This is a genomic window from Peiella sedimenti, from assembly GCF_030504955.1.
GTDB lineage: Bacteria > Pseudomonadota > Alphaproteobacteria > Caulobacterales > Caulobacteraceae > Brevundimonas > Brevundimonas sedimenti.
Genome location: NZ_JAUKTR010000003.1, coordinates 332,279 through 345,122, shown reverse-complemented (window position 1 = coordinate 345,122; position 12,844 = coordinate 332,279). Strand labels below are relative to the sequence as shown.

The following is a 12,844-nucleotide window of genomic DNA, read 5'->3' as shown; positions in this document are numbered from 1 at the left end:
GCTGGGTCAGCCTTCCAGCGCCGCCCAGACCTTCAGGGCCTGAACCGTCTCGCGCACGTCGTGGCAGCGGATCACGTCGGCGCCTCTGGAAGCCGCGAACAGGTGCAGGGCCAATGAGCCGCCCAGTCGGTCCAGCGGGTCGCTCGCCATCGGGTCGATGGCCTGGATAGTCCGTTTGCGGCTGGCGCCGACCAGCACCGGGAAGCCCAAGCCCTTCAGCCGAGGCAAGCCACGCAGAAGCTGGAGATTGTGGTGAGCCGTCTTGCCGAAGCCGAGGCCGGGATCGAGCCAGATCCGCTCGCGGGCCACGCCTGCGCCGATCACAGCCTCAGCGCGTTCGGCCAGCCAGGCGGCGACCTCTTCCACCACGTCGTCATAGGCGGGGTTCGCCTGCATGGTGCGCGGCGACCCCTGCATGTGCATCAGCACCACCTCGCAGCCGAGCGCCGCCGCCGTCTCAGTCGCGCCGTCAGCGCGCAGGCCGAACACGTCGTTCCAGATCGTCGCGCCCGCCGCCACGGCGGCGCGGGCCACCGCCGGCTTCATGGTGTCGATGCTGATGGGGCCGTCCCAGCGCGCCCGCACGCCCTCGACCACCGGCAGGACGCGGTCCAACTCCTCGGCCTCGCTGACGGGATCGGCGCCCGGGCGGGTGCTCTCGCCGCCGATGTCGAGAATGTCGGCGCCGGCTTCGATCAGGCGCAGGGCATGATCGACCGCGCCCTCGACCGAGGCCAGCCGCCCCCCGTCGGAAAAGCTGTCGGGCGTGACGTTGACGATGCCCATGACGCGGGCGCGCGCGCCGCTGCCGGTCTGCCCTGCCATCAGGGGTTCATGGGCGGCCCGCCCAGGGCCTGTTCCACGAGGGTCTTGGTCCGAATGAAGGCGTCCTGGTTCACGGTGACGCCGGACATGGCCACGCGCAGATCGGGGCTGTAGGCGACGAAGGTGCCCCAGAAGCCGGAATGCCAGTACCACCGACGGCCGTCCCGCTCGGCGACGAAGACACCCAGGCGATAATGGTCCGCGCGCTCATGCGAGCCCTGCCACAGCATCTCCTGCAGGGTCTCGGGGCGGTCAAAGACTCGCCCCTCCCATAGGGCGGCGAAGAAGGTGGCCAAGTCCTTTGCTGACATGACCAGGCCGCCGCCGCCGTACAGATCCATGGAGGCGTGGATATCGCGCGCATCGATGGAGCCCAGCGCCTGGGGCGCACGATCCTGGGCCGTCGCGGGCTGGCCCTCCATCACTTCCCACCACGAACCGTCGAGACCCAGACGGTCGAAACGCAGCTCGCGCCGCACGGCCTGGCCGAGATTGAGGCCGGTGATCCGCTCGATGATATCGCCCAGGAGGATGTAGCCACCGTCCGAGTAGCGCCAGCGCACGCCGGGCGGCGTGGGCGGATCGGCGTATTCCACCATCAGACCCAGAAGCTCGGCGCGGGTCCAGTGATGCTGGGGATCGGCCAGCACGGCCTGGATGAAACGCGGGTCCGAGCCGTGGTCGTAGAGGCCGCCTGAGTGGCTGAGCAGATGCCTGACCGTGATGGCCGACGTGTCGTAGCCGTCAGCGCGCAACAAGGCGCCCAGGTCCGGGCTGATCAGCGGCCCGATGGGCGCATCGAGGTCGATCCGCCCCTGCTCCCAAAGGCGCAGGACGGTGGCGGCCGTAAAGATCTTGGCGTTCGAGGCGATACGCAGCGGCGTATCGACGGTCATGGGCCGTCCAGCCTGCACATCCGCCAGCCCTGCGGCAGCGCCATACGGCTCGGCCACGCCTGCCCCGGCGATCCAGACCGCCGCCCCGCGGCCCGAAGCCGAGAGCGCCTGCTCAAGCTGGGCCGCGCCGGGCAGCGCGCCGCCCGCCTGCGCCCACGCCCCGCTGGTTGGAAGGACGGCGAGCCCAAGGCCCGCCGCCAGCACCGCGCGTCTATCCATGCCCCCTCCCCAAAGCCTGGATCAGGCCGTCGCGCCCGCCAGGCCCGGGCCGAAGTCAGGCGCTTCCTTGGGCGTGATCGGCACGGCCACGGACGGCCCGCTGGAGGGCGCGTCGGTCACGTCGCGGTTCGGCGGCAGGCCCTTTTCCAGCAGGTCGCGGATTTCGTCGCCCGACAGGGTTTCGTACTCCAGAAGCGCCTTGGCCAGGGTTTCAAGGTCGTCGCGGCGCTCGGTCAGGATGCGGCGAGCCTCGTCGTGGCCCTCGCCCACCAAGCGCTTGACCTCGGCGTCGATGATGCGCGCCGTCTCTTCGGAGACGTTCTGGGTGCGCGCCACCGAGTGGCCCAGGAACACCTCGTCCTGATTGTCGCCATAGGCCACATAGCCCAGCTTGTCCGAGAAACCCCAGCGGGTGACCATTGCGCGGGCCAGGTCCGTGGCGGCCTTGATGTCCGAGCTGGCGCCCGAGGTGATGTTGTCCTTGCCGAAGACGATCTCCTCGGCGACGCGGCCCGCCATCATGATGGCCAGGCGGCTGACCATCTGCTGGTACTTCATGGAGTAGCGGTCGCCCTCGGGCAGCTGCATGACCATGCCCAGGGCCCGGCCGCGAGGCACGATGGTGGCCTTGTGGACCGGATCGGTGGAGGGCACCGTCAGCGCCACCAGGGCGTGGCCGCCCTCATGATAGGCGGTCAGCTTCTTTTCCTCGTCGTTCATGGCCATGGAGCGCCGCTCGGCGCCCATGAGCACCTTGTCCTTGGCCTCTTCGAAGTCGCGGTGGGTGACCATCTTGCGGTTCTTGCGGGCGGCCAGCAGGGCCGCCTCGTTGACCAGATTGGCCAGGTCGGCGCCCGAGAAGCCAGGCGTGCCGCGGGCGATGACCTTAACGTTGACGTCGGCGGCCAGGGGCACGTTCTTCATGTGCACGCGCAGAATCTTCTCACGGCCCGACACGTCGGGGTTGGGCACCACCACCTGGCGGTCGAAGCGGCCGGGACGCAGCAGGGCCGGGTCCAGCACGTCGGGGCGGTTGGTGGCGGCGATCAGGATGATGCCTTCGTTGGACTCGAAGCCGTCCATCTCGACCAGCAGCTGGTTGAGGGTCTGCTCGCGCTCGTCGTTGCCGCCGCCCAGGCCCGCGCCGCGATGGCGACCGACCGCGTCGATCTCGTCGATAAAGACGATGCAGGGCGCGTTCTTCTTGGCCTGTTCGAACATGTCGCGCACGCGGCTGGCGCCGACGCCCACGAACATCTCGACGAAGTCCGAGCCGGAGATGGTGAAGAAGGGCACGCCCGCCTCGCCCGCAATGGCGCGGGCCAGCAGGGTCTTACCGGTGCCGGGAGGGCCCACCAGCAGAGCGCCCTTGGGGATCTTGCCGCCCAGGCGCTGGAACTTCTGCGGGTCCTTCAGGAACTCGACGATCTCGGCCAGTTCGTCCTTGGCCTCGTCGACGCCCGCCACATCGTCAAAGGTCTTGCGGCCCTTGTGTTCGGTCAGCAGCTTGGCCTTGGACTTGCCGAAGCCCATGGCCCCGCGCGCGCCGCCCTGGACGCGGTTCATCATCCAGAAGAACAGGCCGAAGACCAGCAGCAGGGGCAGCACGCCCAGCAGCAGGCTGACCCACAGCGACTGGCGCGTGGTCTGCAGCTGAACCTGAACGCCGGCCGCCTGCAGGGCCTCGATCAGGCCCTCATTGGGATAGGGGGTCGTGGCGCGGAAACGGCTGTCATCGGCGGCCACGCCCTGCAGGGTGTCGCCCTTGATCTGCACGGACTTGACCTGGCCGGCCTCAACCCGCTGCATCAGTTGGGAATAGCTGATTTCGCTGATCTGTCCCGGACGTTCAGCCGCGGCGCCGCTCTTGCCCGCGAAGCCGGGGCCCATGACGCCGTACAGCGCCACAAGGGCCATGATGATCAGGAGCCAGATGGCAAGGCTGCGCAGGATTTTCAAAGCTCGTCCTCGGATCGTCTGGGCCGCGCCGGCCCGTTCGCGTTCAAGATAGGGGTTGCGGGCCGTCCGCGCCATCGGCCCATGACGCCGCATCCCCCTCGGTTCCGATCCAGCCCAGCGCCGCCGCAAGGCGCCGCAGGACGAGGGGCCGGAGCCGTCCCGCAGCCTGTGCAAGAACCGGAGCAGTCTGCCCGTCCCGAAGAAGGACTGGAACTGCGCCGCGCATGGCGGGCGGCAACTTGGCAAGCTCGGCCCGGTCGGCGGCGCTGAGCCGGGCGCGCAAGCCCGCCGCAGGGACCAGGCGTCCGGGGTGGTCGGCCACGAAGGCGAAACGGCCGTCCCAGATGACCTCCGGCCCTGGGGCCACGGCCACGCTGGAAAGGCCCGTCCGGCCCGGCTCGCGGGCGACAAGGACCTGGTCTCGGACGGTCGCGATGCGGGCGCCGGCCAGGGTCCAGGCACCGTCTCCTGACGCCAGCCGCGCCTGAAGCGCCTCGATCCGCTCGCGGCGGGGCGGCGCCTCCCGTCCAGAGGCGCACAGGATCGCCGCCCTCAGCAGCCGGGACGAGGCGGCGGCGTCAGTCCGTCTCAGAATGAAGCCGCCGCCGACGGTCTGAACGGTGTAGAGCGGCGCGGGTCCGCCTTCCTCAGCGGCCGCAGGCGAGCCCGCTCCCCCGGCCCGCACGCGGGCGCGCAGCCAGCGCGGATCAACGTTGGCGGGATCCTCGATCCAGGTCGCGCCCTGCCCGGCCAGCCAGGCCTGAAGCTCGGCCCGGCGCGCATCCATTAAGGGCCGCAGCAGCATGACTTCGCGACCTTCGGGCCAGACTGGCGACGGTCCCCATTCGAGCGGATCGCCCACCGACGCCCCCGATGCGCGCATGGCGGCGGCCTCCGCCCGGTCGTCGGCGGTATGGCCCATCAGAACGACCCGCGCGCCCGCGTCTCGCGCCGCCTGAGCCAGCAAGGCGTGTCGCGCCCGTCGCGCGGCGGCCGGCAGGCCGGTGGTCGGCTTGGTCCCGGTCCAGGCCAGGGTCTGAAAATCCGCGCCGACCCGCTCCGCCAGCGCGCTGGCCGCCGCCGTCCATTGGCCGCTGTCCGAATGGAGCCCGTGATCGACGGTGAGGACAAGGAGGCGCCGTCCGGCCGCCCTCGCCCACTCGGCCGCCAACAGCAGCAAGGCGGTGGAGTCCGACCCGCCCGAGACCGCCACGGCCAGGGGCGCGGCGTCATTCCGGCTCAGCCGCCGGTCAAGGATCGCGGAGACCCTGGGAAAGGCGTTCAGGCGGCGCAGGCGGCGCGCGTCTTCAGCGCCGCCACCCTCTGGCGCAGGGCCTGGGGCGCCTGGGCGTAGCGGCGTTCGAATTCGCCGATGGCGGCGCAGGCCTGCTGGGTGCGGCCGCCGGCGTGAAGCGCGGTCGCCAGGTTCACCGTCGCCTCCGGCGCCCAGGACGTGCGCGGCCAGCCGCGCAGCGCGGCGGCATAGGCCTGGGCCGCGCCCGCCTGATCGCCCTGCCCGGCCCGGGCCTGGCCGAGGCGGAAATGGGCCTCCGGAATCTGGTCGGCGTCGGGCCAAACGGCGATGAAGGTGTCGAAGGCCGCCACGGCCGTCGCCCAGTCCTGGGCGCGCAGGGCCTGCATGGCGGCGGTGAAGTCGGCGCCCGGCTCGCCGGTGGGCGAGGTCGGGGCTGGCGGCTCGGCGTTGGCCTCCTTGAGGGCCGTCAGTTCGCTCTCCAGCTCGGCCGTGCGGGTGCGCAGGGCGTCGATGTCACGCTGACGCTCCACGGACTGACGCCGGGTCTGGACCAGTTCGGTCGTCAGGTCGTCTACCGAGCCGTTGACGCGGCGCAGAGCGCCTTCCAGGTCGCCGATGCGGCGGTCCATCAGCTCGACCCGCCCTTGCAGGGCGATGACCTCGGGATCCGGCTCCAGAATCAGCGGCTCGCCGGCGGCGTTGCGCTGGAACAGGGCCCGCTCGAGGCGGCGCACGTTGCGGTCCAGGCGATCGAGGCGGCGTTTGTCCCACTCGATCGGCTGCAGCTGCTCGGTCTGGGCCACCACGGTGGCGCCGATGAACAGAACCCCGGTCACGGTGGCGGCCAGCGTGCCCCACTGCACGGACTTCAGCTTGGACAGTCGGTTGAGCATGGCAGCCTGACCCGAAAAGAAGGCGGGAGCCGCCGGGGCGACGGCTCCCGTTACTCTACACTTATCGCGCGCCCGAGGTGATGGCCGTGTGGGCGTTGCGGTTGCGCGCCCAGGCCTCCTCGTTCGAGCCGTCGGCGATGGGACGCTCCTTGCCGTAGGAGATGGTGTCGATGCGCGACGGCGCGATGCCGCGCGCCACCAGGAAGCTGCGCACGGATTCAGCGCGACGTGCGCCCAGGGCCAGGTTGTATTCGCGGGTGCCGCGCTCGTCGGCGTTGCCCTCGATGCGCACGCGCACCTCCGGATAGCGGCGCAGCCAGGCGGCCTGGCCCTCGAGCCGCGGCTCGGCTTCGGCGCGGATCGCATAGCTGTCGAAGTCGAAATAGACGCGGTCGCCCACATTGACGACGAAGTCCTGAGTGCTGCCGGGCTGGATGGTTCCGGTGGGCTGCTGCGTCACCGGCGGCACGGGCTGGCCGCCCGTGCCCGGAGTGGTCCGCGGCTGCTCGGTGGGCGGGGGCGGGGGCCTGTCGGTGACAGGGCGACGGGCGCAGGCGGCGGCGGTCAGGGCGACGGCCAGAACCACGGCTCCGTTGCGCAGGGTGACGGCGTAACTCATTCGGTCCTCTCCTTCGTCAGGACGGGGACCGTCCGATCCCCAGGGCTGAAGCTTGGCTGTTGGTGGTACTGGCTACGGCCGAATACGCCAGCCGGATAACGTCAAGGTGAAGAGCAAAAGGCGGCTTTGTGTTCCCCCTCCGCTCATCGGGCCTGGCAGCGGCCCGAGCCGCCGAAGTCGCCGGCCGGCGGATCCAGCAGCGGCGACCACGCCGGGTCAGAGGCGGGCAGGTTGTAAGGCGCCGGACGCTCGATGCGGCCGGTCACATCCACCGTCCAAAGGCGCGGCGAGCCGCCGCCCGGCTGGCGGAAGAACATGATGTAGCGGCCGTTGGGCGCCCAGGTCGGGCCTTCCTGGAAGAAGCTGGACGACAGGATGCGCTCGCCCGAGCCATCCGGCGCCATGACGCCGATGTGGAAGCGTCCGCCCGCCTGCTTGGTGAAGGCGATCAGGTCGCCGCACGGGCTCCAGACCGGGGTGTGATAGTTGCCCGATCCCGTCGAGACGGGACGCTGACCCGAGCCGTCTGTGTTCATGATGTAGAGCCGCGGACGACCGGCGCGGTCCGAGTTGAAGACGATCTGGCGCCCGTCCGGCGAGAAACTGGGCGAGGTGTCGATGCCCGGATCGCTGGTCAGGCGCGAGATGCCTCGCGTCTGCAGGTTCATCACAAAGATGTCGGTGTTGCCGCCCCGCTCGATGGAGAAGGCGACGCGGCGGCCGTCCGGCGAGAAGCGCGGCGCGAACACCTGGCCGTCGAAGGAGCCCAGGCTCTCTCGGCGGCCGGTCTCCAGGTTGTGGACGTAGATGCGGGTGCTGTCCTCGCCCAGCACCATGTAGGTCACTTCCTGACCGGCGCCCGAAAAGCGCGGCGTCATCACAATGCCCTCGGCCTGGGTCAGATAGACGGGGTTGAAGCCGTCCTGGTCCATGACCGCCAGACGGGTGGCGCGACCCTGACCCCGACCCTGCTCGGCCACGAACACCACGCGGGTGTCGAAATAGCCCAGCTCGCCGGTCAGGCGCTGATAGACGGCGTCGGAAATCTTGTGGGCGATGCGGCGCCAGTTCTCGGGGGTGGCGGTGAACTGGAACCCCAGCAGCTGCTGCTCGGTCACCACGTCCCACAGGCGGAAGTTCACCCGCATGCGCCCCTGGGCGTCGATGCTGCTTTCGCCGACCACCAGCGCCTGGGCGCGGATGCGGCGCCAGGATTCGAACTGGGGCTGCACATCGACGCCGGGATTGGTCTCGATGAAGGCCGCCGGATCAATGGGGGCGAAGAAACCGGACCGCTCAAGGTTGGCCGTGATGACCTGCGAAATCCCTGCCCCATCCGGCCCGGCGAAGGGCGCGATGGCGATGGGCGTGGGGGCCACGACGCCCTGGTTGACCACCACTTCGCTCTGGGCGCGCGCGGCGCCCGGCAGGGCCAGGCCCGCCAGCAGCGCGGACATCAGGACGGCGATCAGGGTGCTCAGGCGCATCGAATACTCCGGCTGGAAGGACGCCATGACAACCAAGGCGGCCTTCCGAAGCAAGCGTCGCAGTGCATGAGGCCCCGCGAATGGGGCGACTTCACGGCATGTTTCAACGGCCGCGGCAGACGTCACGCAGCTCGAAGCGGAAGGTGATCTCCTGGGCGGCGAAGTCGTCCGGCACGGTGAAGGGCGCGGTGGCGCGGATGGCGCGTTCAGCGGACTCAGCAGCGGCCCGCCAGACCGGATCGCTGCGCCGGTTCAGCACCGTCGGGCCGGAGGTGATGCGGCCGTTGTCCGCCAAGCCCACGCGCACGCGGATGGTCAGGTCTTCGATGCCGGCCAGGTCACAGTTGAGCAGCCAGTTAGGAGGCACCTGACCCGCCAGGTCGGCCAGCTGTGGTCCCGTCGCCACCGGAGCGCGGCCCTGGCCCTGATCCCCCACCGGTGGGCGCTGCGGGCGGCGCGGCCCGGGCCGTGAGGGGCCGGAGGCGATGGCGTCCAGGTCCAGCGACGGCTGATCGCGCGGCGGCGATGGATTGGGGCGCGGGGGAGTCTGCGGCCGCTGCGGACCCTTCTGGGCCGGGTTCGGTTGCGGCGGCGTGGGGCGGGGTTGCGGCGGCGTCGGGCGAGTCTGGGACGGCGTGGGCGGTGCGGGCGTGGGTTCAGGCTCGGGCGTCTCGGTCAGCTCAGCCTCGGGCGCGACCTCGGCCTCGGGTTGGGGATTGTCGGCGGGCGCCGCCAGCTGGGTGACGCTGGAGACAATGGTCACCGGCACGGCCCCCTGCACAAGGGTGGACGGCCGCTTGGGCAGGGCGATGAAGAAGGCGCCGATCACCAGGGCATGCACCAGCACCGATCCGAGGATCGCGGGCAGTCTGCTCTGGCGCGGTTCGCGCGGCATGGGTGGGGCTCAGCCCTCCGCCGGGGCGGCGGCCTCGGCCGGGGCCGGGGCCGGTGCAGCCTGGCTCTGCGGCGCGGTGTCCGTGATCAGGTTCAGCTTGGTGAAGCCCTGGGTCGACAGGCGCGCCATCACCTGGGCCACGGTTTCGTAGGACGCCTGGCCGTCGGCGCGCACGAACACGGGCCGCTCGCCCGCCTCGCCGCCCGACATGGCCAGAAGACGCGGCGTCAGCTGATCCAGGGTGGCCGGGTCTTCCTGCACGAAGATGGAGCCGTCGCGGCGGATCGACACCGTGAGCGGCTCCTCAGCGTCGGCCACGGCGCCTGCGTCGGTCTTGGGCAGCTCCACCGGCACCCCCACCGTCAGCAGCGGCGCGGCCACCATGAAGATGATGAGCAGCACCAGCATCACATCCACCAGGGGCGTGACGTTGATCTCGGACAGGGCCGCGCGGCGGCCGCGCCTGCGCCCGCGTCCGGCTCCGCCCCGGCCTGATCCCGCCGTCAGCGCCATGTCAGCGGCGCTCGCCCAGGCGGCGCGCGATGGCGGCCTGCAGTTCGTCTGCGAAGGCGCCCAGCCGGTCGGTGAACTTGCCCGCGTCGATGGAGAACTTGTTGTAGGCGATGTAGGCGGGGATGGCCGCGGCCAGGCCGATGGCCGTGGCGAACAGGGCCTCGGCGATGGCGGGCGCCACCGTGGTCAGGTTGGTGTTGCCCTGGGCCGCGATGGCGTCAAAGGCGTGAAGGATGCCCCACACGGTCCCGAACAGGCCGATGAAGGGCGAGGAGGTCGCCACCACCGCCAGCACGCCCAGACCTTCCTCGGCATGGGCGCCCTCGCGCGCGATGACGGCGTCCAGGCTGCGGTCGATGCGGCTGACCAGCATGCCGGCCTGGCTGTCCGTCAGCGGCCCGGCGTTTCGCGCGTCGCGCCATTCGCGCAGGGCGATGACCAGCATGCGTGGCAGGGGGTGGGCCGGGTCGGGGCCTGCCTGGGCGGCGATGTCCTCCAGCGGACGGCCCGACGCCACCGCGGCCTCGAAGGACCTCGCCTGGCTCTTGAAGCGGGCGAACCGGGCGGCCTTGTCGAAGATCACCACCCACGACCAGATCGAGGCGATGGCCAGGCCGATCATGACGGCCTTAATGACCCAGTCGGCCTGGATGAACAGGTTGATGAGGTTCAAGGCCTCGGGATTGGCGCCCTCGGGCATGCGCTAATTCTCCAGCGGGATGTCGGCCATCCCCATGCAAGAAGGAAGCCGCGCACCCGTGTCGGCTTTATGGCGGTTTGGGCGCCCGGTCAGTCGGGCTTCAACCACGGTTTGAGGGTGGCGAACAAGGTCGCCGGCGGCTTTCTGGGCCGCCCCTTCAGGTCAATGCAGGCGGCCTGGACCTCGGCGGCGCAGAGAACATCGCCCTCGCGCTCCACCTGCTGGCGGATGTAAAGGCGCGGCCCCGCTATGCGCTCATAGGCCGTGCGGACCACCAGCGCGTCGTCGATCCGCGCAGGCTTCCGGAAGCTCAGGTTCATGGTCACGACGACAAAGGCCAGTGGGTCTTCGCGATCCAGAAGCTCGGCGTGACCCGCGGTGGTAAGGCGCAGGAAGTCTGACCGCCCCCGCTCGAAATAGCGAACATAGTTGGCGTGGTAGACAAGGCCGGTGAAGTCCGTGTCCTCATAATAGACGCGGATTGGCAGCAGGTGCTCGCGCCCCTCGAAACGCCCGGCGGTGGGTTGATCTGCGGTGCTCACGCGACCGGCGGTAGCGGCCGGATGAGGCCGGGGCAATAGGCCCGCCGCAGACGTTCGAACTCCTGGGGCAAGGGGTCCCTCTCCAGCAGCAGCCGGTTGGGCTGGGAGATGAAGGCCTGATCATCGCGCGCGCCCCGATGGGCCACATAGCCGCACAGCACGCCACCCTGCCCCCTCTCGAGCAGCCGCACCTCGGCGCGCGGGCCGAGACGCTCCTCGATCTGGTGCGACAGACGATCTTCATCGCCCATGTGCATGTGGATTCTCTGGCCGCGCCAGATGGATACGCCCGCCCAGATCGCCACCACGACGGCGATCAGCACGGCCAGGCTGGCCAGCCTCGACGGCTGGGTCCACGCCGCCAGCCTTGGCCGAGTCTCCCCCATGGAAGGCAGGATGCCCGCGAAGACCCCTCGCGTGAAGCCTTCCGCAAGCCGGGGTCCTTGGCCGCCCCCGGCCTTGACCCTAAGCTGACGGTTCAGAGGGAGATCTCTATGGCGCGCAAGCTCATCCTCGCGGCGGTTCTGACCGCGGCCCTGACCTCCGGCGCGCCGATCCTGGCCCAGGCTCAGCCAGCCACCACGGCCGCGCCTGCGGCCGAGTGGGACAGCGTCCTCGCCGGTCTGGATCAAAGCTTCGCCCAGTGGGCCGAGCAGGCCCACGCGCCGGGCGTGGTCTGGGGGGTCGTTCACCAGGGGCGGCTGGTCCACGTGGGCGTCTATGGGGTGCGCGACTTCGACGCCCGCCGCCCGGTGGACGCCGATAGCCTGTTCCGTATCGCCTCCATGTCCAAGGCCTTCACGGCGCTCGCCGTCCTGAAGCTGCGCGACGAGGGCCGCCTCTCACTCGACGCCCCCGCCGAGGACTACGTGCCTGAGCTGCGGGGCCTGGCCTATCCCACGGCGGATTCGCCGAAGATCCGCGTACGCGACCTGCTGAACCACACCGCCGGCTTCGTGGAGGACAATCCTTGGGGCGACCGCCAGCAGGTCATGAGCGAGGCCGAGCTCACCGCCCTGCTCCGCCAGGGCGTGCCCTTCGCCCATGTGCCGGGGACGCGATACGAATACTCCAACCTGGGCTACGCCCTGCTGGGGCGCATCATCACCAACGTCTCCGGCCGTCCGTACAAGGACTATATCGAGGCCGAGATCATGCACTCCCTCGGCATGGCGTCCAGCGGCTACGACATCTTCGAGTCCGACAACGCCCGCCGCGCCATCGGCTACCGCTGGGAGAACGACGCCCATCAGCGGGAGCCCGACCTGATCCACGGAACCTTCGGGGCCATGGGCGGGGTCCAGACCTCGGCCAACGACTATGCCCGCTGGATCGCCTTCCTGCTGTCGGCCTGGCCGCCCCGCGACGGGCCCGAGACCGGACCGGTGCGCCGCTCGACCGTGCGCGAGATGGCCCAGGGGCTGAACTTCGCCTCGCCCCGCTCGCGCCAGCGGCCCGACGGCACGCCGTGCCCGGGCAGCAGCGCCTACGGCATGGGCCTCTTCGCCATCCAGGACTGCGAGCTGGGCGCCTATCTGGCCCACAGCGGGGGTTATCCCGGCTACGGCTCGTACATGCTGGTCGTCCCCGACCGGGACCTCGGCCTCTTCGCCTTCTCCAGCCGCACCTACAACGCCCCGGTTCAGCCCCTGACCGAGGCCGCCCTGACGCTGGTGCGCTCAGGCCTGGCGCCCGTGCGCGACGAGCCGCCCACAGAGATGCTGGCTGCGGCTTACGCCGACGCCCAGGCCGTCTGGCGCGCCGGCGACATTCTGGCGGTCGAAGACCGGCTGGCCATGAACGTTCTGCTGGACCGCTCGGCGGAGAACTGGCGGACGATGCTGTCGGGTCTCAGGGATCAGGCGGGCGCGTGCGATCTCGGCTCAGCCGTGCGGCCCGCCGGACGCATGACAGGCCTGTTCACCTGGAGCTGCGAGCGCGGCGTGATCAACGGCCGCGTGAACCTGGCCCCGACTACGCCCGTCACGCTTCAGGCCATCACACTGCGCTTCACGCCGAACACGCCGGGGAGCTGAGGGCC

13 protein-coding genes are annotated in these 12,844 nt (G+C 70.4%); 1 reads left to right on the top strand and 12 read right to left on the bottom strand.

Translation table 11 applies throughout. The features are described 5' to 3' along the window. Positions 1 to 6: 6 nt before the first annotated feature. The 12 genes from folP to Q0812_RS09050 all read right to left on the bottom strand — a co-directional run bounded on the left by folP (position 7) and on the right by Q0812_RS09050 (position 11,189). Positions 7 to 825 carry a dihydropteroate synthase gene (gene folP / locus Q0812_RS09105; RefSeq protein ID WP_302110012.1) on the bottom strand — a complete coding sequence of 273 codons (819 nt, stop codon included), beginning with the start codon at positions 823 to 825 and terminating at the stop codon, positions 7 to 9. Continuing rightward, positions 825 to 1,940: a serine hydrolase domain-containing protein gene (locus tag Q0812_RS09100; RefSeq protein ID WP_302110011.1), complete on the bottom strand. Its 1,116-nt coding sequence runs from the start codon at positions 1,938 to 1,940 to the stop codon at positions 825 to 827. Before Q0812_RS09100 ends, folP begins: the two co-directional genes overlap by 1 nt. A gap of 21 nt (positions 1,941 to 1,961) precedes the next feature. Further along, positions 1,962 to 3,974 carry an ATP-dependent zinc metalloprotease FtsH gene (gene ftsH, locus Q0812_RS09095; RefSeq protein ID WP_302110010.1) on the bottom strand — a complete coding sequence of 671 codons (2,013 nt, stop codon included), beginning with the start codon at positions 3,972 to 3,974 and terminating at the stop codon, positions 1,962 to 1,964. Beyond that, complete coding sequence (gene tilS / locus Q0812_RS09090) at positions 3,943 to 5,112, bottom strand: tRNA lysidine(34) synthetase TilS (protein WP_302110009.1); 1,170 nt, start codon at positions 5,110 to 5,112, stop codon at positions 3,943 to 3,945. The genes ftsH and tilS overlap by 32 nt, the downstream gene beginning before the upstream one ends. 68 nt (positions 5,113 to 5,180) lie before the next feature. Beyond that, positions 5,181 to 6,047 carry a tetratricopeptide repeat protein gene (locus tag Q0812_RS09085; protein WP_302110008.1) on the bottom strand — a complete coding sequence of 289 codons (867 nt, stop codon included), beginning with the start codon at positions 6,045 to 6,047 and terminating at the stop codon, positions 5,181 to 5,183. 61 nt (positions 6,048 to 6,108) lie between these two features. After that, on the bottom strand, positions 6,109 to 6,666 hold the full coding sequence (gene pal / locus Q0812_RS09080; RefSeq protein WP_302110007.1) for a peptidoglycan-associated lipoprotein Pal: 558 nt from the start codon (positions 6,664 to 6,666) through the stop codon (positions 6,109 to 6,111). Between the two features lie 143 nt (positions 6,667 to 6,809). Further along, positions 6,810 to 8,153 carry a Tol-Pal system beta propeller repeat protein TolB gene (gene tolB, locus Q0812_RS09075; RefSeq protein WP_302110006.1) on the bottom strand — a complete coding sequence of 448 codons (1,344 nt, stop codon included), beginning with the start codon at positions 8,151 to 8,153 and terminating at the stop codon, positions 6,810 to 6,812. Between the two features lie 103 nt (positions 8,154 to 8,256). Next, the gene (locus Q0812_RS09070; RefSeq protein ID WP_302110005.1) at positions 8,257 to 9,048 is read right to left on the bottom strand and encodes a hypothetical protein; all 792 of its coding nucleotides are present in this window, start codon (positions 9,046 to 9,048) and stop codon (positions 8,257 to 8,259) included. Positions 9,049 to 9,057: 9 nt separating this feature from the next. Then, the gene (locus tag Q0812_RS09065; RefSeq protein WP_302110004.1) at positions 9,058 to 9,561 is read right to left on the bottom strand and encodes an ExbD/TolR family protein; all 504 of its coding nucleotides are present in this window, start codon (positions 9,559 to 9,561) and stop codon (positions 9,058 to 9,060) included. 1 nt (position 9,562) lies between these two features. Continuing rightward, complete coding sequence (gene tolQ, locus Q0812_RS09060; protein WP_302110003.1) at positions 9,563 to 10,261, bottom strand: protein TolQ; 699 nt, start codon at positions 10,259 to 10,261, stop codon at positions 9,563 to 9,565. Between the two features lie 89 nt (positions 10,262 to 10,350). Then, positions 10,351 to 10,803 carry a tol-pal system-associated acyl-CoA thioesterase gene (gene ybgC, locus Q0812_RS09055; protein ID WP_302110002.1) on the bottom strand — a complete coding sequence of 151 codons (453 nt, stop codon included), beginning with the start codon at positions 10,801 to 10,803 and terminating at the stop codon, positions 10,351 to 10,353. Beyond that, positions 10,800 to 11,189 carry a hypothetical protein gene (locus tag Q0812_RS09050; RefSeq protein ID WP_302110001.1) on the bottom strand — a complete coding sequence of 130 codons (390 nt, stop codon included), beginning with the start codon at positions 11,187 to 11,189 and terminating at the stop codon, positions 10,800 to 10,802. The genes ybgC and Q0812_RS09050 overlap by 4 nt, the downstream gene beginning before the upstream one ends. A gap of 108 nt (positions 11,190 to 11,297) precedes the next feature. On the opposite strand from Q0812_RS09050, the gene Q0812_RS09045 reads away from it, so the two are divergent. Continuing rightward, positions 11,298 to 12,839, top strand: coding sequence for a serine hydrolase domain-containing protein (locus Q0812_RS09045; protein ID WP_302110000.1), 1,542 nt, complete (start codon positions 11,298 to 11,300; stop codon positions 12,837 to 12,839). Positions 12,840 to 12,844: the final 5 nt, after the last annotated feature.